This window comes from Pseudomonas alkylphenolica (assembly GCF_016009175.1).
Classification (GTDB): domain Bacteria; phylum Pseudomonadota; class Gammaproteobacteria; order Pseudomonadales; family Pseudomonadaceae; genus Aquipseudomonas; species Aquipseudomonas alkylphenolica_B.
Genome location: NZ_JADUCM010000007.1, coordinates 78,675 through 98,471, shown reverse-complemented (window position 1 = coordinate 98,471; position 19,797 = coordinate 78,675). Strand labels below are relative to the sequence as shown.

At 62.2% G+C, this 19,797-nt stretch carries 15 protein-coding genes; 1 reads left to right on the top strand and 14 read right to left on the bottom strand.

Features of this window, described 5'->3' with window-relative positions; genetic code table 11:
• Positions 1-38 precede the first annotated feature (38 nt).
• The 14 genes from I5S59_RS09320 to yaaA form a co-directional block, all read right to left on the bottom strand.
• Positions 39-503 (bottom strand): multidrug transporter, encoded by a 465-nt coding sequence (locus I5S59_RS09320; RefSeq protein ID WP_128323836.1) that lies wholly within the window; start codon positions 501-503, stop codon positions 39-41.
• Between the two features lie 175 nt (positions 504-678).
• Positions 679-2,130, bottom strand: coding sequence for a mannose-1-phosphate guanylyltransferase/mannose-6-phosphate isomerase (locus I5S59_RS09315; protein WP_197876329.1), 1,452 nt, complete (start codon positions 2,128-2,130; stop codon positions 679-681).
• 34 nt (positions 2,131-2,164) lie between these two features.
• Positions 2,165-2,812 carry an alginate O-acetyltransferase AlgF gene (locus I5S59_RS09310; protein ID WP_128323838.1) on the bottom strand — a complete coding sequence of 216 codons (648 nt, stop codon included), beginning with the start codon at positions 2,810-2,812 and terminating at the stop codon, positions 2,165-2,167.
• Between the two features lie 12 nt (positions 2,813-2,824).
• On the bottom strand, positions 2,825-3,982 hold the full coding sequence (locus tag I5S59_RS09305; protein WP_197876328.1) for an alginate O-acetyltransferase: 1,158 nt from the start codon (positions 3,980-3,982) through the stop codon (positions 2,825-2,827).
• A gap of 11 nt (positions 3,983-3,993) precedes the next feature.
• The gene (locus I5S59_RS09300; protein WP_197876327.1) at positions 3,994-5,451 is read right to left on the bottom strand and encodes an MBOAT family O-acyltransferase; all 1,458 of its coding nucleotides are present in this window, start codon (positions 5,449-5,451) and stop codon (positions 3,994-3,996) included.
• A gap of 177 nt (positions 5,452-5,628) precedes the next feature.
• Entirely contained in the window at positions 5,629-6,720 is a 1,092-nt protein-coding gene (locus I5S59_RS09295; protein WP_197876326.1) for a mannuronate-specific alginate lyase, read from the bottom strand.
• Positions 6,721-6,727: 7 nt separating this feature from the next.
• Complete coding sequence (locus I5S59_RS09290; RefSeq protein ID WP_197876325.1) at positions 6,728-8,176, bottom strand: alginate O-acetyltransferase; 1,449 nt, start codon at positions 8,174-8,176, stop codon at positions 6,728-6,730.
• A gap of 13 nt (positions 8,177-8,189) precedes the next feature.
• Positions 8,190-9,755 (bottom strand): mannuronan 5-epimerase AlgG, encoded by a 1,566-nt coding sequence (gene algG, locus I5S59_RS09285; RefSeq protein WP_197876324.1) that lies wholly within the window; start codon positions 9,753-9,755, stop codon positions 8,190-8,192.
• 18 nt (positions 9,756-9,773) lie between these two features.
• Positions 9,774-11,255: an alginate export family protein gene (locus I5S59_RS09280; protein ID WP_197876323.1), complete on the bottom strand. Its 1,482-nt coding sequence runs from the start codon at positions 11,253-11,255 to the stop codon at positions 9,774-9,776.
• Entirely contained in the window at positions 11,252-12,748 is a 1,497-nt protein-coding gene (algK, locus tag I5S59_RS09275) for an alginate biosynthesis TPR repeat lipoprotein AlgK (protein ID WP_232239662.1), read from the bottom strand. Before algK ends, I5S59_RS09280 begins: the two co-directional genes overlap by 4 nt.
• Before the next feature lie 12 nt (positions 12,749-12,760).
• Entirely contained in the window at positions 12,761-13,927 is a 1,167-nt protein-coding gene (locus I5S59_RS09270) for an alginate biosynthesis protein Alg44 (protein ID WP_128323846.1), read from the bottom strand.
• Positions 13,928-13,964: 37 nt separating this feature from the next.
• The gene (gene alg8, locus I5S59_RS09265; RefSeq protein WP_197876322.1) at positions 13,965-15,455 is read right to left on the bottom strand and encodes a mannuronan synthase; all 1,491 of its coding nucleotides are present in this window, start codon (positions 15,453-15,455) and stop codon (positions 13,965-13,967) included.
• Positions 15,456-15,520: 65 nt separating this feature from the next.
• The gene (locus I5S59_RS09260) at positions 15,521-16,837 is read right to left on the bottom strand and encodes a nucleotide sugar dehydrogenase (protein ID WP_197876321.1); all 1,317 of its coding nucleotides are present in this window, start codon (positions 16,835-16,837) and stop codon (positions 15,521-15,523) included.
• 827 nt (positions 16,838-17,664) lie between these two features.
• Positions 17,665-18,444 carry a peroxide stress protein YaaA gene (gene yaaA, locus I5S59_RS09255; RefSeq protein ID WP_197876320.1) on the bottom strand — a complete coding sequence of 260 codons (780 nt, stop codon included), beginning with the start codon at positions 18,442-18,444 and terminating at the stop codon, positions 17,665-17,667.
• A gap of 133 nt (positions 18,445-18,577) precedes the next feature.
• Between yaaA and I5S59_RS09250 the strand changes: the two genes are divergently transcribed.
• Entirely contained in the window at positions 18,578-19,705 is a 1,128-nt protein-coding gene (locus I5S59_RS09250; protein WP_197876319.1) for a polysaccharide deacetylase family protein, read from the top strand.
• The last annotated feature ends 92 nt before the right edge of the window (positions 19,706-19,797 follow it).

Below are 19,797 nucleotides of genomic sequence, written 5' to 3'. Positions count from 1 at the left end.
AAGTCGCCTAGTGCATTTGTGCCAGATCCTGCGAATGGCTAGTTGGCGAAGCTGCCTTGCATGCGCTCGGCACGAAACTCCAGGGTTTGCGGGCGGTAGCCGGCGCGCAGCGGTGGCAGCGGCAGGCATTCCTGCCAGGTGGCACCCGCTTGCAGTTCACCGGGGCCGCGGTAGCGCGGAGCGGAATAGGTGTTTTCAGCCAGGTTGACGGTGTCGCCGGGGGCGTAGGCGGCGATGCGCCAGTTCAGTTCCACCAGGGGCACATCATTGCCGTTGTTCATCTGTACCCGTAGCGGGCGGTCGGCGGGGCAGTCTTGCGGAGCATACGACAGGCGTAGCTCCAGGCGCGCCAGCTGGCTGGCTTCACGGTTGTCGAGCCAGACTACCCACAACGCCACCAGGCCCAGGCCGAACAGGGCCGAGAGGGAGATGGGCAGGGCTTTTGCCGGATAGCGCAGCAACAGGACCAGCCAGGTGAGAATGAGCAGGGCACCGATGAACATGGAGCACGCCTTGTGTGCGGGTGTGCTTTCATCCTAACCGTAATCGGCCCTGCCCTCAAAAAAGCATCCACGCAGGAGCGAGGCGTGCCCGCGAAGAATGATGGCGCGGTGCGGCAGATACACCGCAGCGCCTGCTTCGCCGGCAAGTCGGAACGCCGCCCGCTGGCTCCTACCGTTACTGCGCGATGGTCTTGATCGAGATGCCGCGTTCGATTGGTGTCGAACGCCCGTAGATGTCTTCGAAGCGTTCGATGTCGTCCTCACCCAGGTAGCTGCCCGACTGCACTTCGATGATCTCCAGCGGAATCTTGCCCGGGTTGCGCAGGCGGTGAACCGAGGCAATCGGAATGTAGGTGGACTGGTTTTCGGTGAGCAGGAACACGTTCTCGTCGCAGGTCACCTCGGCAGTGCCGGACACCACGATCCAGTGCTCGGCGCGGTGATGGTGCATCTGCAGCGACAGGCAGGCGCCCGGCTTGACGGTGATGTGCTTGACCTGGAAGCGCCCGCCCATGTCCACCGAGTCGTAGGAGCCCCACGGCCGGTACACTTCGCAATGGTTCTGGGTTTCGCTGCGGCCCTGTTCGTTGAGGGTGTTGACCAGCTGTTTGACGCCCTGGACCTTGTCCTTGTGGGCAATCATCATGGCGTCCTTGGTCTCGACCACCACGATGTTCTCAAGGCCGATCACCGACACCAGCTTGCCGTTGCCGTGGATCATGCAGTTGCGGCTGTCTTGCACCACGACGTCGCCTTTGGTGACGTTGCCGTTGGCGTCTTTTTCGTTCACTTCCCACAGCGATGACCAGCAACCGACGTCGCTCCAGCCGGCACTGAGCGGTACCACGCAGGCGCGCTGGGTCTTTTCCATCACCGCGTAGTCGATGGAGTTGTCCGGGCAGCAGGCGAAGGTGGCTTCGTCGATGCTCAGGTTGTCGCCGTCTTCCTCGCTGCGCTCAAGCGTCAGCACGCAGGTGTCGTAGATGTCCGGATCATGTTTTTTCAGCTCTTCGAGGAAGCGGCTGGCGCGGAACAGGAACATGCCGCTGTTCCAGAAATAACCACCGGCCTGAACAAACTCGTTGGCACGTTTTTCATCCGGCTTCTCGACGAACTGGGCCACGCGGCTGACGCCTTCGGGCAGCAGCGCATCCTGGCTCGAGCGGATGTAACCGTAACCGGTTTCCGGCTTGGTCGCCGGCACCCCGAACAGCACCATCTCGCCGCGCTCGGCGGCAACCGTGGCCAGCGCCAGGGCGCGTTGCAGGGCTTTCTGGTCGTCGATGACGTGGTCAGCCGGCAGTACCAGCATCAGTTCGTCGCGGCCTTCGTTGACCAGCTTCATTGCGCTCAGTGCCACGGCCGGCGCAGTGTTGCGGCCAAAGGGTTCCATGAGGATGCCCTGGGTTTCGAGTTTGAGCTGTTGCAGCTGCTCGTTGACGATGAAACGGTGATCTTTGTTGCAGACCACGATGGGTGCGTCCATGCCCTCGAACACCAGGCGCGACAGGGTTTGCTGGAACAGCGTGTGTTCACCGGTCAGGGCCAGGAACTGCTTGGGGAACTGCTTGCGCGACAAAGGCCACAGACGCGAGCCGCTACCACCGGAAAGAATGACTGGAATCATGAGTGTTCTCCGAAATTAGAAAATAGGCAGGTGATTAACGGGTCGATACCGGGCGCTTGACCCAGACCGGCGACAGGTTGCTGCCGGAGCCGGTGACGTACAGCACCGCTGCTTCGCCGCGCTCCAGAGCCACAGGCTTCAGGTCGCTGACTTTTTTATCGCCTTCATACAGGGCCAGGCTGACCTTGACCGGGTTGATCTCGCGTTCGCCACGGGCTTTGGCGGCAACCGGCTTGACCACTTCGGTCTTGCCGTCGGCGGTTTTCAGGGTCAGGGCCTGGTCACTGAGGTTCTGCACGCGTACCAGGGATTTCTGTTTGTTCTTGAAGGGTGGCTCCTCAACCAGCTGCGGCTTGCCCGAGGCGTGGTTGACCAAGGTGTAGTAGTGATCGGAGGCAAGCTTCACCGGCACGCTCTGGCTACCGAGCGTGGCGCTGTAGTCGCCTTGCGGCATGAAGCTGAAGTCGCTGCTGGCCTGGGCGGCAACGTTGTCGATGCGGGTGTTGCCGACACTGGCGCTGACCGCCTGGTTGCCAGCATTGTAGATGCGCACGAAGGTCGAGCCTTTCGGCGCGCTGGGGCCGTACAGGGCGGCATCGGCGCCAGCGAAGGCCTGCAGCGAAAGCAGGCTCATACCGGCGGTCAGGGCAAAGGCTTTGGCAATGCGGTGCTTGGTGGTCATGTGCGTTTCCTCTCAGTGTTCCGTCCGATTGGACGACAGGGCCAGGTCTTGATTGGCATTTCGGGTTTGTTTCAGCTCGGCGATCCACTGCGGATCGAAGTCGCTGAGGTCGCTTTTCATTGGCAGATAACGTTCCGGGAACTCCCAGATCAGCACTTGCGGGGCGCTGGCCTTGAAGGCATCGCTTTGCAGGTACTTGAGCATCGGCAGCAACGGGCCATGGCCGTCTTCGGCGTAATTGACCACGTCGCTGCGCAGCGCCTGTTGCAGGGCGCCGAGGAAGTTCCAGTGAGAGTTGGCGCTGTAGCTGGTGCCGACCAGCGCCACCGGGATTTCTGTGTCGGCGAACAACGCATCGCCGCTGTCGGCGTTGGCGGCTGCCGGGCGGGTGCTGCGCTGCTGCAGGGTGTCGGGTGGCGGCAGCAGGTTGCTGAACAGCGGGTCGAGCGGCAGGAAGTTGGTCAGGTCGCCTTTGTACGGTGCGGCGGCCTGCTGCTCGGTGACGAACAGCTGTGGCTCGCCGCTGAGCAGGTCCTGGCGGTTGACCGCTTCGGCCAGGTGCTGGGCGACCACTTCGGCACCCATCGGCGTCCAGTGTGTGTCGGTGCGCAGGAACACCGGGCCACGGGTCTTGGCGGTGGTCAGCGGCGCCAGCAGGTCGGGTGCAAAGACGCCGGCCTGACGGGCCTGGGCATGGAACTCGTTGTACAGGTCGTCATGCAGGCTGGCCGGGGTTTGCTCGCCCAGGTACTCGCTGTACAGGCGCGCCTTGGCCGGGACGATCGCCAGCACCAGCTGTACGCCGCGTTGCTGCAGGGTGTCGCGCACGCCGCGGATCAGCGCGAGGTTTTCCTGTTCGTACTGGTCGCTGTTGGCGACCGGCTTGAACTCTTCGTCACTGAACAGCCATTGTTCGCGGCCCAGCACCACGCCCGGGCGGCCTTCGTTGAAGACCTTGAAGTCCAGCGCGGCCCAGAGGTTGGTACCAATGCGCTTGAGCGGGAACTGCTCGTCGTAGTGGGTCTCGGCGGCCTTGGCCAGCTTGCCGTCGAGCACGCTCATTTGCGCGGTGCGCTGGAAGCCGCTCAGGCCCCCCAGCGACCACACGCCCAGGCCCAGCAGCAGGGCGAGGAACAACACGGAGTAGAGTTTGCGTAATGATCGGGTCATGGTCGGCTCACTCAGAACTGGAAGTAGAGAAACGGCGAGTAGCTTTGCGCCGAAAGTTTGAGGATCGAGGCGACGAACAACAGCAATACCAGCGCGCGGGTCGCATACAGGCCCCAGTCCAGGCTCACGCTGCCGTCGGCATGCACGGCCACCGGGCTGGCTTTGGCAGTGGGCTTGGCGTTGCGGTAGAAGTCGCGCAGGCCAAAGAACGCCAGCGTGGCGTAGGCCACCGCCAGGGTTGCCACTTGCAGGCGGGTGAGGTTGGCGCGGTTGAGTTCCGACAGCTGCCAGTCGGCGAAGCTGAACATGGCGCCGTACATGCGGGCAGCGACGTCGAGGTTTTCGGCGCGGAAGATCACCCAGCCGACCACCACCAGCAGGAAGGTGAACGCCCACTTGACCGGGTTGAAACGCTGCGGGTTGGTGTCCAGGCCCAGGGCCCGTTCGATGGCCAGCCACATGCCGTGCCAGGCACCCCAGATGATGTAGGTGAAGTTGGCGCCGTGCCACAGGCCGCCCAGCAGCATGGTCAGGAACAGGTTGCGGTAAGTGGCGACGGTGCCGTCGCGGTTGCCGCCCAGGGTGATGTACAGGTAGTCACGCAGCCAGGTCGACAGGCTGATGTGCCAGCGCCGCCAGAACTCGGTGATCGACTGGCTGATGTAGGGCTGCTTGAAGTTCTCCATGAAGCGAAAGCCCATCATCAGGCCCAGGCCGATGGCCATGTCGCTGTAGCCGGAGAAGTCGAAGTACAGCTGCGCGGTGTAGGCCAGCGCACCCAGCCAGGCATCGCCGGTGGTCGGGTTCTGCAGGGCAAAGCAATGGTCGGCGACCACCGCCAGGGTATCGGCGATGAAGACTTTCTTGATGAAGCCCTGCATGAACCGCGTGCAGCCCTCGGAGAATTTGTCGAGGGTGTGGGTGCGGTGGTTGAACTGGTCGGCCAGGTCCTTGAAGCGCAGCACGGGGCCGGCGATCAGGTGCGGGAAGATCGCCACGAACGCGGCAAAGTCGATCAGGTTGCGTGTGGCCGGGGTGTCGCCGCGGTACACATCGATGATGTAGCTGATCGACTCGAAGATGTAGAACGAGATACCGATCGGCAGCAGCACGTGGGTGAGGATGAACGGTTCAAGCCCGAACGAGGTCATGATCGCGTTGATGCTGTCGACGCCGAAATTGGCGTACTTGAAGTAGCCGAGAATGCCCAGGTCGACGGCCACGCCGAGCAGCAGCCAGCGCTGGGCCGGTTTGCTGCGCACGCCGGCGGCGCCGACTTTCAGGCCGATCCAGTAGTTCCACAAGGTGACCCCGGCGAACAGCGCGAGGAAGTCCACCCGCCACCAGGCGTAGAAGATGTAGCTGGCCAGCAGCAACAGTGCGTTGCGATAGCGTTGCCCGCTCAAGTAGTACAAGCCGAGAAAGATCGGCAGGAACAGGAACAGGAACACATTGGACGAGAACACCATCCCGATCTCTCCTTGTCGTTATTCACAATCGGGGCAGCAGCCCCCCAACCCCCCCACACAAGTGAAGGGGTACCGAAACACTGTGGGAGCGGGTTTACCCGCGAATGCGTCAGCAGGTTCAACACCGGTGCCCAGACGGGCGCCTTCGCGGGTAAACCCGCTCCCACAGGTACTGCGTTATTGCTTCTCGTACACCCGTGTCACATCGCCGCCGAGGCGGAAACTTTTGAACGGCTGCATGTCGTGCTTTTTCTTCAGTGCGCTCGCGCTGCACGAATAGAGGCTGCACCACGGCTCCAGCCAGGCGTACTTGCTGTCGATCTTCAGATCGGTCATGTCCTGCTTGTCGCCGTTCTTCGCCTTGAACGCACTGGGGTCATCGGCCCCCGACAGCACCCGGTCACCCAGGCGCTTGAGCGCACTGTTGTTCTCGGCCCGCACGTCGACGCCATTGGCCTGAGCGAAGCTGGCGATCATCGCCAGGGGCGGCAGGGCGTAGTTGTGATAAGCCAGCGCGCGCTGCTTGCGGTGCAGTTCGTTGGGCAGGAAGCCCTGCGCATCCACCTGGTTGGCGCCGACCTTGTATTCCTTCACCGCCCAGTCGAACAGGTCACGCCGGTCCGTCGCCACGGCAGTGGCCATCACCGACCAGGCCGCCCAGTACGAGTGGTTGTTGATCTTTGCCAGCGGCAGGTCGCTCCAGTCGCTGACCACCTGGTCGGCCAGGCGCCCGAACCATTTTTCGATCTGCTCGGCCTGCGCCTGATGCGCAGCCAGCGGCTGCGAGTTGGAGAACTTCAGGCGCAGGTACGCTGAACTCATGCTGCCCAGCGCCCATTTGCGCATCGATTTGCCGGTGTGGTTGAAGTCCTTGGACATCAGCGCATCGGCCTGGGCCCAGGTGCCCAGCCATTTCAGGGTGCAATCGAGCTGTTGCGGGCGGCCGTCACGCATGTACTGCATCACCTGCTTGCTCACGCCGCGCTCAAGGCTGGTGATGTCGGCGGTGGATTCGCGGAAGGCTTTTTCCGAGGCCTTGTTCAGTGTTGCCCGGGCCTTGTCCGAACCTTCGTACTTGCTGCGAAACTGCAACGAGCCGGTGTACGGCGTCGGTACGGCTTCGCACGTGAAGTCGCCCGGGCCGCTCTTGAGCTTTTCGATCCCGGCGTAATACCCCTGCGGCGGGACCAGCCCCGCCGCCTGCGCGGCCGGGCCGAACAGGGCCAGGGCGAGCAGGCCGGGAGCGGCGATCTTGCAGAAACTGTTCATAAGCGCCTCACTGGCCGACTTGCGCGGTACGTTGCGCAGTGGCGAAGTTGTTGCGTTTGCAGAGCGTGGCCTCGACCTTCTGGGTACCGCTTTGCGGTCCCTGGACTTCCAGTGCGAGCAGGGTCTGGCTGGCCCAGTCCTCGTCTTCGCGTAGCTGGAAGGCGAAACGGCCGTCGGTGTCGGAGGTTTCCGGTTTCTCGATCTTCACGTCCTCGTGACGGCCATTGAGGTACCACAGGGTGGCCTGCAGAACCTTGACCGAGGTGTCTTCGAACTTGATGTCCAGCTGATGACGGCCGTTGACGATGTCCTTGATCACGCCGCCCTTGCCGTTGACCATCAGTTCGTTCTTGCCGGGTTTGAGCGTGGTATTGGCTTTCATCAACGCCGGCTTGCCTTCGCAACCGTTGTCGAGCAGGGCCAGCATCTGCCGCCAGATGGTTTCCTGGTCCAGGCGGTACAGCGGCGAGAATTCCCAGATGAGGATCTTCGGCGGGTGTTGCTGGAAGTCGTCGCTGCCCAGGTACTGGATCATCGAGCCTTCGAGGCCGCCGCCGGGGAAGGCGACGTTCAACACGTCGGCGCCGATGTACTGCTCCAGGAAACCGGAGAAGTTGTAGTTCTTGCCGCTGTGGCTGGTGCCGACCAGGGTGATCTGCGGGTTGCCGGAGTCGCCGAACAGGTCGTCACTGCCACTTTCGCCCTTGGGTTCGGTGGTGAACTGGTCCATGTACTGCACGGCGTAGCTGGTGCCGCAGAGCTGGCCGGCGACATTGTGCAGGGTGCCGGTCTTGCCCATGCGCCCGGACTTGTGGCTTTCGAACTCGCGCTTGGGCACGTCGGCGAAGGCGGGCATGTGGTGCACGGTGTCGGCCACGATTTTCGCCGCACGCTCGGCGCCGTAAGGCGTCCAGTGCTGGTCACCGCGGAAATAGAAATCCTTGCCCTGGTCGGCGGCGGCCAGCTGTTCGTTGGTCAACGGCGACAGGTCGGGCACGTTGTAGCCCATCTTGCCGAAGCGCTGGAGCATGGCCTGGTAGTTGTGCAGGGCCTTCTCGTAATTGAACGCGGCTTTGTCCGCCGGGTTGAGCATGTTGCGGTTCACCAGGCCACGGGTCGGCTGGTAGACCACTACCAGCTCGACGCCACGGGCCTTGAAGGCGTCGTGAATCTGCTGCAGGCGGCGGTAGCCGCTCGGGGTGGTATCGAATTCGGTGCGCAGGTCTTCGCGGGTACGGAACAGCCAGTCGCCCTGGGCTTGCACCAGGGTGGTGAAGTTCTGCTGGTAGCGCGTGGTGTAGCGGCTGGCATCGTGCGCTTCGGGGCACAGCTGGCAGCAGGGCTCTGCACTGAAGCTGGGCGCCTGCACGGTATCGGCCGAGGCGCCGGTGCTGATCGCCAGCAGGGCAGCGGCAAGGCCGGAAAGGGACAGCAGCTTGGTCAGTTGTGGTTGCATGGGATTGGCTTCCTCAGTCCAGCATTTCGGTCTGGCGTTCGACCGGGTCGATCAGCACCGCTTTGCCCTGGCGCACCATCAGGTCGAGGATTTCGTCCTGACGGTCGCCCAGCACGCCGGAAAAGCTGATGCCGTTGGCCTTGCTTGGCGCCAGCATCGAGACGCGGTACAGCTCCACGCTCAGTGGCGAGTCGATCGACAATGGGCCACTGCCGTTGGCTGCCAGCTCGCCGCCGACCACGATCAGCGAGACTTTGGTGTCGAACGGGTCGAGGGCGATGTCGCGGTCGGTGTCGGAGAGGTCCTTGATGTGCCCGTAGACGCCCACCAGGCCGTTGGCCATGGCGACGTTTTCGTACAGGCGGATGTTGACGCTGTTGCGCACGCGAATGCCGTGGCGGCGGTTGTTGATCAGCTTGTTGCCCCAGATCAGGTTGTCGCCGCTCTCATACAGGGTGATGCCGTCGGTGTGGTTGCGGTAGATCTCGTTGTAGGCAATCAGGTTGTTGACGCTGTTACGGTCGATCACCACCCCCGAGAGCTTGTTGTCGTAGCTCTTGTTGTTGATGATCCAGCTGTCGTTGACCTCACGGGAGACGATGATGCCGTGCTTCTTTTTTGTGCCATACACGGTGTTGCCGGCAATGATCAGGCGGTGCGAACGGTCGTGGGGGTCGATGCCGTAGACGATGTTGTCGCGGTAGACACTGTCCTTGACCACGAAGTCGCTGGTCTCGTAGCAGTAGAAGCCGTACCACATGTCGCTGAACTCGGAGCCGATGATCCAGCCGGTAGGTTCGGCGCGGCCCATCTGCTTGGCCATGTTCGGCGTGTACTGGGAAATGCTCACGCCATAGGACTTACTCTTGGCATAGCCGAAGCTGGCCATCTTGCTGTTGACGATGTAGGTCTCGGTGCCGCCCCAGGACAGCAGGAACGGGCGAAACTCCTTGGGTGAGCGGAAGGTCGCCGGGCCGTTGTCCTTCTCGCGCCAGCCGGTCACCTGGGTGTCGGTGACGAACAGCTTGCCGTCGTTGACGATGAACGCGCCGCCCTCCTGGGACAGGCGCAGTTGCTTGACCTTGGCGTCGATCTCCAGCACGCCTTTTTTTCCGACCACGATCGGCAGGCGCGCAAGGAACACACCCGGTGCGGTTTCGCTCAGGTACTGCTTGGGCACGCGCTTGCTCAGCTCGGTGAAGTCGACATGACCGTCATCGATGAAGATCGCTTGCGGGATGCCGTGCTGACGCGCCACCCACTCGGCCATCTTGTTGTCGCCGCCGATGAACTCCTTGAGTGCATCTTCCTGCAGCATGCGCCGTACCGAGACCTTGCCCTTGTGCTGGCGCTCGATCTTCTTCTGCACCGCGTCGGCGGTGTAGCCGGTCAGGTCCGGCAGTGTCGGCGCCGGAATCTGCAGCGGTTCGATCGGTGCGCTGCTGACCGTATAGGTCTTGGCCTGTTGCAGCCCTTTGGCGACAGGCACCGGTGCCTGGCCGTTGGCCAGGGCAATGCTGCTGGCCCGCAGCAGGGTGCCAGCCAGCAGGTGCTGCAGGGTGTTGGATTGAAGGCTCATATCAATGCACTCCAGGCATCAGAAGCGCCAGATCACGTCGACAAAGGCGCGGTGCATGTACGAGTCCGCTTCCTTGCCATAAGCATCGCCGGGCTTGAACACGCCACCGCGAAAGCGCACCAGCGCCGAAGGTTCGTCGATCGACTGGCTCAAGGCAGCGGGCAGCAGACCCTGCTTGAAGTACTTGGTGACCACCAGGTCCATTTCCTGGCCAAGGTCTTTTTCGCCCTGGATCAACGGCCGGTTGATGCCGTTGTCCTCGACCACGGCGTTGATGCCGCTGCTGCCGATGTTCTGGTCACCGTCGACACGCCAGAACTTGTGGTAGATCAGGCTGGCGTCGTAGTCGTCGCGCAGTTGCCAGGAGGTGAACAGGGTGGCGGCCTGGACGTTGCCCAGTTCGCCACGGAAGGCTTCGCCAAAGCGGTGTACCCGCGAGCGGGTGCCGGTGAAGTTGGAGCGGTTGCTCTCAAGGCCGGTCTGCTCGTAGTTGCCCGAACCGTCGCTGCCACCGCCGCCGCTGCCGCGGGCATACGCGGCGCCGACCTGCCAGTTGGGGTCAAGGCGCAGGCGAACACCGAGGTCGGTGGCCCAGGCGTTGACGTCGCCACTCTGCTTGCCGCTGGCAACCTGTTCGCCGTTGACCGTGGTGGTGTTGAGGCTGTCGCGGTCACCGGTGAGCCAGGTCACGCTGCCCCAGTAGTTGACGCGGTTCTGGTTGCGCCAGTTGTAGGCGTCGCTGTTGGCTTCGATGCCCAGCCAGGTGAGGTCACCGGTGCGGGTCTTGTCCAGTGCGTCGACGGTTTCGCCAGGGCTTTTCAGGTTGCCGTCGTCATGGGTGTGGTGGGCGCGCAGGCCAACCCAGTGGCCCGGCGTCCATTGTGTGGCGACATCACCGTAGATGTGCAGGCGGTCTTTGTCTTCCGGTGCCAGCTCGGTGAGGTCGGTGCGGTATTCGCTGAAACGCTCGGCCACACCGAGGTTGGCACGCAGCAAAGTGGTGTCGAAGGTCCAGTTCAGCGCTTCGATGTTGGTGTCGCGCCACATGCCGTCGTCGTTGCGCAGGCGCTGGCGACCGAAGCGCAATTCTTCGCCCGGGTAGGCGGTCAGGCCGCTGTAGCCGACCCAGAATTCACGCAGGGCCAGGTAGCTTTTATCGGCTTCGCGGCCATCGTCGTTGCGGTTCTCGGCTTCGGCTTCATCGCCGGACTGGCGCAGGGTGTCGGTTTCGATGATGTCGGTGGCGGCTACCGCCTGGCCCATGGCAAAGGCGCTCCAGTTGCCACGCTCACCGTAGACCCAGGGGCGCAGGTCCAGGCCCACGCCGTTGACGTCGCCGCCGGAGCGGGTGCCGAGGTCGCGGTCGTCTTCGGACTGTCCGGTGATCTTCACGTCCAGGCCAAAGTTCTTTTCTGCGGTCATCGCCGCCAGGGTCGGGCACGACCAGAGCAGGGCGAAGCCCAGGCCCAGACCGGCTTTCATCCACGGGTTGAGTGTCATAGAGAGTCCTCGCCTTCTACGGGTTCTTGCACGGCCTGCAGGGCCAGGGTGCCAACACCCTGACCGATGGCGTCACGGGCCTGGCGCTCCTGTTGCAGCAGACGCTGGGCCTGTGGCCGTTGTGCGGGGGTGAGTTGCTGATCGAGCTGGGTCGCCAGGGCCTGCGATTGATCGCTCGGGTTGGCTTGTGCCAGCTGGCTGAAGACCCAGGCGTTGACTGGATCCTGGCGAATGCCATGGCCTTCGCTGAACAGCTGGGCCAGGGCGTAGTCGGCGCTGAGCTGGCCACCGCGGGCGGCAGTGAGCAGATGATCGACGGCTTTTTGCGGGTCGACCTTGCCCAGGTAACCGCGGCGGTACAGTTGCCCCAGGTAATAGTGGGCGCTGATCTCGCCGGCATTGGCGGCGCTGAGTAAATGGGTCTCGGCTTTCTGTGCATCGGCCGGTACGGTCTTGCCTTCGTAGTACAGGCGGCCGAGCAACAATTCGGCGCGTGGCTGTTCGGCGGCGCGGCCTTTGTCGATGTAAGCCATCAACGTGTCGGTATCACCCAGTTCGGGGAAGTCGTAGAGCAGTTGCGCCAGGCTCACCCAGGACCCCGGATTCACTGGTGCGACCTGCTCAAGCAGGGCTTGTGCGGTTTTTTCGTCAGTCTGGCCCAGGGTACGGTCGGCCAATACGCGCGCCACGCTGTCTACGCGGGTGGCCGGGATTGCGCCGCGTTGATAGGCGCTTTTCACTTGCTCGATCAACGCCGCCTGCTGCTCGGGTTGGCCGCGCTTCTGGTAGACGGTGGCCAGTTCGACATAGCAGATGTCGGTGGTATTGAGCGCCGCCTTGCAGATGCGCTCGACCTCGGCCAGGTGCTGGTCGTAGGTGTTTTGGGTGCGGTACAGCAGCACCTGGGCCAGGCCCGCTTCCGGGTAGCCGGCGGCGCGCCACTGGTCAATCTGCTGCTGGGCGTTGGTGCTCGGGAAACTCTGCGGGTATTGCAGGTAGAGCATCGCCAGTGGAATCAGGGTATTGCCCTCGCCATTGGCGAAGGCTTTCTTCAGCAGGGTCTCGGCTTCCTGGCGTTCGGCTTCACTGGCGTCCGGTTTTGCCGCCAGCAGGCGGCCCAGGCGGGCCTGGGCCCGCGGCGAAATATCGGCGGCGGCGCGGTAGGTGGCTTCGGCCTCCTTGAGTTTGGCCGGGTCGCGGGTTTCCACCTGGATATCGGCCAGCCCGACCTGGGCTTCGCTGTAACCGAGGTCGGCGAGCTGACGGTAGTTCTGTTCGGCCAGGGCGGTGTCGCCACGCTTGAGCGCTTCGTTGGCCAGGCGCTGGTCGGGCAGGCCGGCGCAACCGGCCAGTGTCACAGCCAGGGCCAATCCGCAAAAAGCCAGGGCCTGTGGGAGCTGGCGAAGCCTGCGATCGAGCGCAGGGCGGTCGCTGCTGTTCAGGGCCTCATCGCCGGCGATGCCGACTCCCACAGAGTGGTTGGTGATATTCATGGGCGGATCCTCTTAGAGCCCACGGGCCACGGCTTTGTCGATCAGCCAGTCCAGCGACGGGCCACGGTTGCTGTCGACTGCGACCGGGCGGCCAGCCAGTTCGCTTGGCAGCGACTCGTCGGGCTTGATCTGCACGCGGATGTCCGACGACAGATCGTCGCTGTTCAGGCTGGCGCTGTTGACGATCTGGCCGCTGCGCGCCTGGTCTTCGCCGGCCACGGTGAAGTGCACGCGAGCACCGGGCTGGACGTCATCGAACTGGCGATAGCTGAAACGGGCTTCAATGGTCGGGCTGGTGGTGCGCGGAATCAGCTGGAAGATCACCTGGCCTTTGCTCGCGTACTGGCCGTCGTCCACCAGCTGGCGGGCAACCACACAATCGCAGGGGCTGGTCAGGGTGCCGCTCAGTTGTTTGCCAAACAGCTCTTCAACCTTGGCCGGCTCCAGTTGCTGGTCGTCCAGGTGGCCTTTGAGCATGTCCAGCATGCTGGTACTGAACGAGGCCAGTGGCGCGCCTTTGACGATCTGCCCGCCGCTTTCGACCAGGCTCTGCACGGTGCCGTCGCGTGGCATGGTGACGTTGGTGGTGGGCACACTGACCACACCGGCCTGGGCATGGCTGACGAAGTACAGGCCGTAGACCGATTTGGCGATAAAGCCGAAGGCGGCGACGCCGACGACGAATACGCCGAGGCTGAAGGTCACCGCACGCAGGCGGCCAAAGGCGCTCATGCCGCCGTTGGTGTCTTTCTGCTTGCGCGCCTTGGTGAAGTTGTCGCGTTGCAGGGTGCTGAGCACATCGCCCACGGTGATCAGCTCGCCCGACAGGTGCGAGGTGATGATGTGGCGCAGGGTGGCGATGTCACGCGGCTCAAGATTCTGGAACTGCACGCCGGTGCGGCCGCTGGACGGGTCGAAGGAACGCACCTGGAACTCGATGTCCATGGCCAGGCCGAGTTTGTCGACGTTGAACTGCAGGCGTCCGCGCAGCACCTCGCCGACTTTGAGCGGGTGCTTGGCATGGAAACTCAGGCCGCCGGCAGACAGGTCATCGACCTTTACTTCCAGGGTTTCCCGGTTGCCACCCAGGTAGCGCAGCTTGGCCGGGATGCGCACCCGGGCGTGCTGGCGCTGGGCTTCTGACTCATGCACGACATTGACATTCACGGCGGTATTCATGGCGATTTGTTCCTGTTTAATCCAATCGGGTTCCGGCTCACACGACCATGAACAGCACAGCAATGAAGATGCTGGCTGCCGAGAAGGTCATGGTCCGGGAGGACCAGGTGTTGAACCATTGTTGAAAGCTGGCGAGGTCGCGTTTGAGGGCAGTGGGCTGGCGGGTCCAGGACTGCTTGTCGAGGCGGAAGAACACGTAGATCTTCATGATCGCGCCGACGATCTGGTTGTAATAAAGAATCAGCGGGTAGGCCGGGCCGATGGCGTGGCCCGAGCACAGCAGCATGATGGTCAGGATCAGGCGGGTGATGCCGATCCACAGCAGGTACACCAGCAGGAACGCCGGGCCGAACTTGAGGCTGGCGATGACGGCAACGGTCAGGCCCAGCAGGCTGGTCCACATCGACACGCGCTGGTCGAACAGCACCACGCTGGTGAACAGCCCCAGGCGACGGATACCCAGGCCCAGAGCGCGGGAGTTCTGGCGCAGGTTGTTGCCGTACCAGCGGTACATCAGCTTGCGGCTGGCCTTGATAAAGCTTTTTTCCGGCGGGTGCTCGACCGTGTTGATCGCCGCATCCGGCACGTAGAAGGTGTCGTAGCCCAAGCGCATGAGGCTGAACCAGCTGGACTTGTCGTCACCGGTGAGGAACTTGAAGCGCCCCAGGCGCCAGTGTTGCAGCGAGTCGTTTTCGACGTCGGCAATGAACTCGGGGTTGGTGACCACTGCGGCGCGAAACACCGACATGCGCCCGGTCATGGTCAGCACGCGCTTGGACAGGGCCATGGAGCACATGTTGATGTGGCGCTGGGCGAAACGCAGTTTGTGCCATTCGCTCATGATGTAGCCGCCGCGCACTTCGCAGAACTCGTTGGTGGTCAGGCCGCCGACATTGCCGAACAGCTTGAACCAGGGCACGGTCTTGCGTACCACGCCTTCGCCGAGCACGGTGTCGCCGTCGATCACTGCCACCACCGCGTTTTCATCCGGCAGGTGGCGGGAGATGGCGCGAAAGCCATAGGCCAGGCCATCACGCTTGCCGGTACCGGCGATCCGTACAAAGTCCAGGGTGACGCGATCAGGCGGATTGAATTTTTCCCAAAGGCTTTTCACCAGCAGTTCGTCGGACATTTCCACCAGCGAGCAGACCACAGTGGTCGGGTAGCCGCAGGCAATCGCCTCGCGGATCACCGAGCTGTAGACCTGGGCTGTGGTCAGGGCATCGATGCGAAAGCTGGTCACCATCAGGTAGACGTGCGAGGGGTCCGCGGCGCTGCCCAGCTTGCGCACCTTGCGCCGCAGCATCGGGTAGACCACGTAGAGAAACAGCATGCCGCGCACAAAGTGCGTGGCACCCATGGAATAGCGCCAGATACCGACGGCACCGATGAGGAAAATGAAGTCCTTCGATTCGGGGTCGAAAATGGAGTTGGGCAAGGCCAGGGCGATCAACATGAGCAGGCTCACGTAGAACAGCCAACCGGCGACCTGTAGCAGGCCGTGCTTGAGCCTTTGCATGTTCTGCATCCGTATCCAGTGGGGGAAGAAGGGTGTTGCCCGGGGCCGTGGGGCCCCGGGCCAGCCTGCGGGGATTACCAGCAGATGCCTTCGGTGCGGCTGGTTGGCGAGGAGGTTTTGCTCATGAAGCCAACCAGGTCGATGACCTGTTTGCCTTCCGGCGCGTGTTGGGCCAGGGCGCGGAACTTCTCGTCGCGGTTACCCAGCACGATCACGTCGGCGTGTTTGATCACTTGCTCGAAGTCAGCGTTGAGCAGCGACGACACATGAGGGATCTTCGACTCGATGTAGTCTTTGTTCGCACCGTGGACACGGGCGTACTCGACGTTGCTGTCGTAGATGTTCAGGTCGTAGCCTTTGCCGATCAGTCGTTCGGCCAGTTCGACCAGCGGGCTTTCGCGCAGGTCGTCGGTACCGGCCTTGAAGCTCAGGCCGAGCAGGGCGACCTTGCGCTTGTCGTGGCTTTCGATGATGTCGAAGGCGTTCTGCACCTGGGACTCGTTGCTGGTCATCAGCGAGTTGAGCAGCGGGGCCTTCACATCGAGGCTGCTGGCGCGGTAGGTGAGGGCACGCACGTCCTTGGGCAGGCACGAGCCGCCGAAGGCAAAGCCCGGGCGCATGTAGTACTGCGACAGGTTCAGGGTCTTGTCCTGGCAGACTACGTCCATCACTTCGCGGCCATCGACGCCGACGGCCTTGGCGATGTTGCCGATCTCGTTGGCGAAGGTGACCTTGGCCGCATGCCAGACATTGCAGGTGTACTTGATCATCTCGGCGACTTCGATGTCCTTGCGGATGATCGGGGCGTCGAGTTCTTCGTACAGCGATTGCAGGACATCACCACTGGCGGTGTCCAGTTCGCCAATGACTGTCATCGGAGGCTGGTCGTAGTCCTTGATCGCGGTGCTTTCACGCAGGAATTCCGGGTTGACTGCAACGCCGAAGTCGACGCCGGCTTTTTTCCCCGAGCAGTCCTCCAGGATCGGGATCACCACGTTCTTGACGGTACCCGGCAGCACGGTGCTGCGTACCACGATGGTGTGGCGGCTGGCTTTTTCACGCAGGACAAAACCAATTTCGCGGCACACCGATTCGATGTATTCCAGGCCCAGGTCGCCATTCTTTTTACTCGGCGTACCGACGCAGATCATCGACAGGTCGCTGTCGCGAATGGCGGCGGCAAAGTCGGTGGTGCCACGCAGGCGGCCGTTGTCGATGCCCTGTTGCAAGAGTGCTTCAAGCCCGGGTTCGACAATTGGCGATTTGCCCTGGTTGATCAGGTCGATCTTGGTCTTGGAAACATCCACGCCAATCACTTCATGACCCCGTGCGGACAGGCAGCCAGCACAGACTGCACCTACATAACCCAAACCAAAGATGCTGATACGCATCGCTATCACCTCATGTGTTTATCATGCCGGCTCAACTAGCAGAGCCAGACCGGATTGATTAACCAGCAATTTTCGGGCGAACGAAGTTGTGGCAAAAAGATGTCACTTCACCGTACGCAGGCATATAAATATGGAGTGCAAAATAATCTGCACTCAAAGTTGGCAGCCAATGGCCAAAAATTATGGACGTGCCCTTAAATGCAGCCGTCTTTATTGCAGAACGGTTCGCCGATACTGCAGTGCTTGCTCTTTCAATTGGATAAAAATCCTTTGAAATCAACCACTAGGACGATTTATTAGGGCGCGGATCTCCTGAGTTTAACGGGGCGCCAATGGGTGACGCTCTCGTTGTATGGGTTGTTCTGCACACAGGTTGTGCATTGCCAACTGTGTTGTAGGTCATCTCTCACACGGGGCTCGAGAATCGTTACGGGTGGTATGAGCGATGGCTGAGGGGATAAGTTCCGAGGGCGGTTCATGCAACGTGAAAGATTTTTAAATATTTTTTCAAGTGCCATTACTTCCACTTTGATGGCACTGGGTAGTTTCACCCCTGTATATAAAGGACGAACTCAGGGAGGGATGTTTTTATGCCAGTATCGAAAAAATTTTTACGAAATTCGTCAAAAAATTACGAACGGGCTTATGACGATTGGCGATAAAACAGGGTGCGCCGTTTTGTTGGCGTCATGTTTATGGCGCTTGTAGGGCGAAACTGTAGGCGCGTGGCTTGCCCGCGAAAAGCGATGACGCGGTGCATCAGGGGCACCGCGGTGCCTGATTCGCCGGCAAGCCTGGCTCCCACAAAGACAGTTGCTCCTACCGACTTACGCGTCCGGATGGTCGCGCAGGAACACCAGGTTGTCCGGCTTGGACTGTTCGGCGCTGTAGTAGTAGCCCTGCACATCGAACTGCTTGAGTTGCTCGGGGTCGTTGATGCGTTCCTGAATCACGAAGCGGCTCATCATCCCGCGGGCTTTCTTGGCGTAGAAACTGATGATTTTGTACTGGCCGTTCTTGAAGTCGCGGAACTCGGTGTTGATGATCCGCGCGTTCAGGGCGCTGCGTTTCACCGCACTGAAGTACTCGTTGCTGGCCAGGTTCAGCAGCACATCGTCGCCCTGATCGGCCAGTGCCTGGTTCAGCCACTCGCTGATGCGGGTGCCCCAGAAGGCGTACAGGTCTTTGCCGCGGGCATTGGCCAGCTTGGTGCCCATTTCCAGGCGGTAAGGCTGCATCAGGTCCAGAGGACGCAGGAGGCCATACAGGCCCGAGAGCATGCGCAGGTGGTCCTGGGCGTAGCTGAAGTCGTCTTCGCTCAGGCTTTCGGCGTCCAGCCCGGTGTACACGTCACCCTTGAAGGCCAGCAGGGCCTGCTTGGCGTTGTCCGGCGTGAACGCCGGGGTCCAGCTGCCGAAGCGGGCGGCGTTGAGGCCGGCGAGCTTGTCGGAGAGGTGCATCAGCTCGCTGATCTGCGCTGGCGACAACTCGCGCAGTTGCTCGATCAGCACCTGGGAATCGTCCAGGTACTGCGGCTGGGTGTAGCGCTGGATAACGGGCGGGGTGTCGTAGTCGAGGGTCTTGGCGGGGGAAATCACCGTCAGCATGGGTCGGGCTCCTTGAATCGTGGCGCCGATTCTACGGGGCGGGGGCGCTGATCTCCAGCTATGACGTCAATAGCCACAGACCATCCCGACGCTTGACGCTATAGTGCGCGGCGAGGAAATCGGAGAGTTGATCGTGCGCATTGCTTTTCTATTGCTGGGCGGATTGTTGAGTGTGGCGGTGCAGGCCGCGCCGTTGCCGGTGGCGACTTTCGAACGCAGTCACTGGCCTGAGCAATTGAACAGCCCGGCACTGTTCGATGTTGCCTCGCGCGCCGAGATCCTCGCGTTCGCCCAGGTGCTGGAGGCCAGTGAAGCGCTCGACGAGCCAAGCCTTGCGACCCGCCTGGGGCTCAGGCAGATCAACCTGGCGTCGATCAACCAGGTACGTGCGCGGCTGTGGCAACAGCTGTGGCGCAATTACGACCTGGCCCAGCAAAGTTGCGAACAGGATGCCTCGTTCTGTTATGTCATCGACAGCCAGGCTGAACTGCGCAAGCAGGCGGCCCGGTTCGAAGTGGCCAGCGACTCGTTCTATGCCGGCTGGGCGCCGCCCAGCCGCGAGTTCCATCAGCGCTACCTCGACGAACTGCTGCGCAAGGCGGCGCTGTTTCCGCAAACCGCCAGTGAAGTCGAGCGTTACGCGGACCTTGAGCGCACCGGCGATGAGCTTAATGATCGCCTGTTCATGCTTACCTTCGATTCAGGGCCGGGCCCTGCAGGTAGCAGCACCGACGCGTTGACCGACTTTTTGCGCCGGCAAAAGCTCGGGGCAACCTTCTTCGTGCTCGGCAACAGCGTGCAGACGCGCCGCGACAAAACCTCGCTGGCAGACCTGCGGGCGCTGTACAAGGGCCAGTGCGTGGGGATTCAGGGCTGGGAGTACCGCTCCCATGGGCAGTGGCAGGACTGGCAGCGCTCGGTGCTGCGCAGCCAGGCGCGGGTCCAGGCTGACCTGCCGGACCAGTATGTGCCGTTGTTCAGACCGCCCTATGGCCAGCGCCGCGCCGACAGCCAGGCATTCTTTGCCAGCCAGGGCCTGCAGGTGACACTGTGGAACATCGACGCCCAGGATCAGGGCGCATTGAGTGCCGAGCAGTCAGCGCAGCGGGTGTTGACCCTGATGCTGCTCTGGCGCCGCGGGCTCATCCAGTTTCACGACACCCAGCCCAAGGCGCAGGAGGCGGTGGCCTGGCTGCTTGAACAGACGTCGCAGAGTGGGATCGGTTGGGAAGATTGCCGGCATTTTGCCGGGAAAAGCTGAAAACCGGCGGGGAAGGGCGGGGCAGGCGAAAAACCGCGATGTCTTTTTCAATGACCTGGATTTATGACTGTAGCGGTGCTTTGACACCACGC

What these genes read in the sequence shown, in the direction of transcription:
- I5S59_RS09320 (WP_128323836.1), bottom strand. Translation starts at nt 503, where the DNA reads ATGTTCATCGGTGCCCTGCTCATTCTCACCTGGCTGGTCCTGTTGCTG.
- I5S59_RS09315 (WP_197876329.1), bottom strand. Translation starts at nt 2,130, where the DNA reads ATGATTCCAGTCATTCTTTCCGGTGGTAGCGGCTCGCGTCTGTGGCCT.
- I5S59_RS09310 (WP_128323838.1), bottom strand. Translation starts at nt 2,812, where the DNA reads ATGACCACCAAGCACCGCATTGCCAAAGCCTTTGCCCTGACCGCCGGT.
- I5S59_RS09305 (WP_197876328.1), bottom strand. Translation starts at nt 3,982, where the DNA reads ATGACCCGATCATTACGCAAACTCTACTCCGTGTTGTTCCTCGCCCTG.
- I5S59_RS09300 (WP_197876327.1), bottom strand. Translation starts at nt 5,451, where the DNA reads ATGGTGTTCTCGTCCAATGTGTTCCTGTTCCTGTTCCTGCCGATCTTT.
- I5S59_RS09295 (WP_197876326.1), bottom strand. Translation starts at nt 6,720, where the DNA reads ATGAACAGTTTCTGCAAGATCGCCGCTCCCGGCCTGCTCGCCCTGGCC.
- I5S59_RS09290 (WP_197876325.1), bottom strand. Translation starts at nt 8,176, where the DNA reads ATGCAACCACAACTGACCAAGCTGCTGTCCCTTTCCGGCCTTGCCGCT.
- algG (WP_197876324.1), bottom strand. Translation starts at nt 9,755, where the DNA reads ATGAGCCTTCAATCCAACACCCTGCAGCACCTGCTGGCTGGCACCCTG.
- I5S59_RS09280 (WP_197876323.1), bottom strand. Translation starts at nt 11,255, where the DNA reads ATGACACTCAACCCGTGGATGAAAGCCGGTCTGGGCCTGGGCTTCGCC.
- algK (WP_232239662.1), bottom strand. Translation starts at nt 12,748, where the DNA reads ATGAATATCACCAACCACTCTGTGGGAGTCGGCATCGCCGGCGATGAG.
- I5S59_RS09270 (WP_128323846.1), bottom strand. Translation starts at nt 13,927, where the DNA reads ATGAATACCGCCGTGAATGTCAATGTCGTGCATGAGTCAGAAGCCCAG.
- alg8 (WP_197876322.1), bottom strand. Translation starts at nt 15,455, where the DNA reads ATGCAGAACATGCAAAGGCTCAAGCACGGCCTGCTACAGGTCGCCGGT.
- I5S59_RS09260 (WP_197876321.1), bottom strand. Translation starts at nt 16,837, where the DNA reads ATGCGTATCAGCATCTTTGGTTTGGGTTATGTAGGTGCAGTCTGTGCT.
- yaaA (WP_197876320.1), bottom strand. Translation starts at nt 18,444, where the DNA reads ATGCTGACGGTGATTTCCCCCGCCAAGACCCTCGACTACGACACCCCG.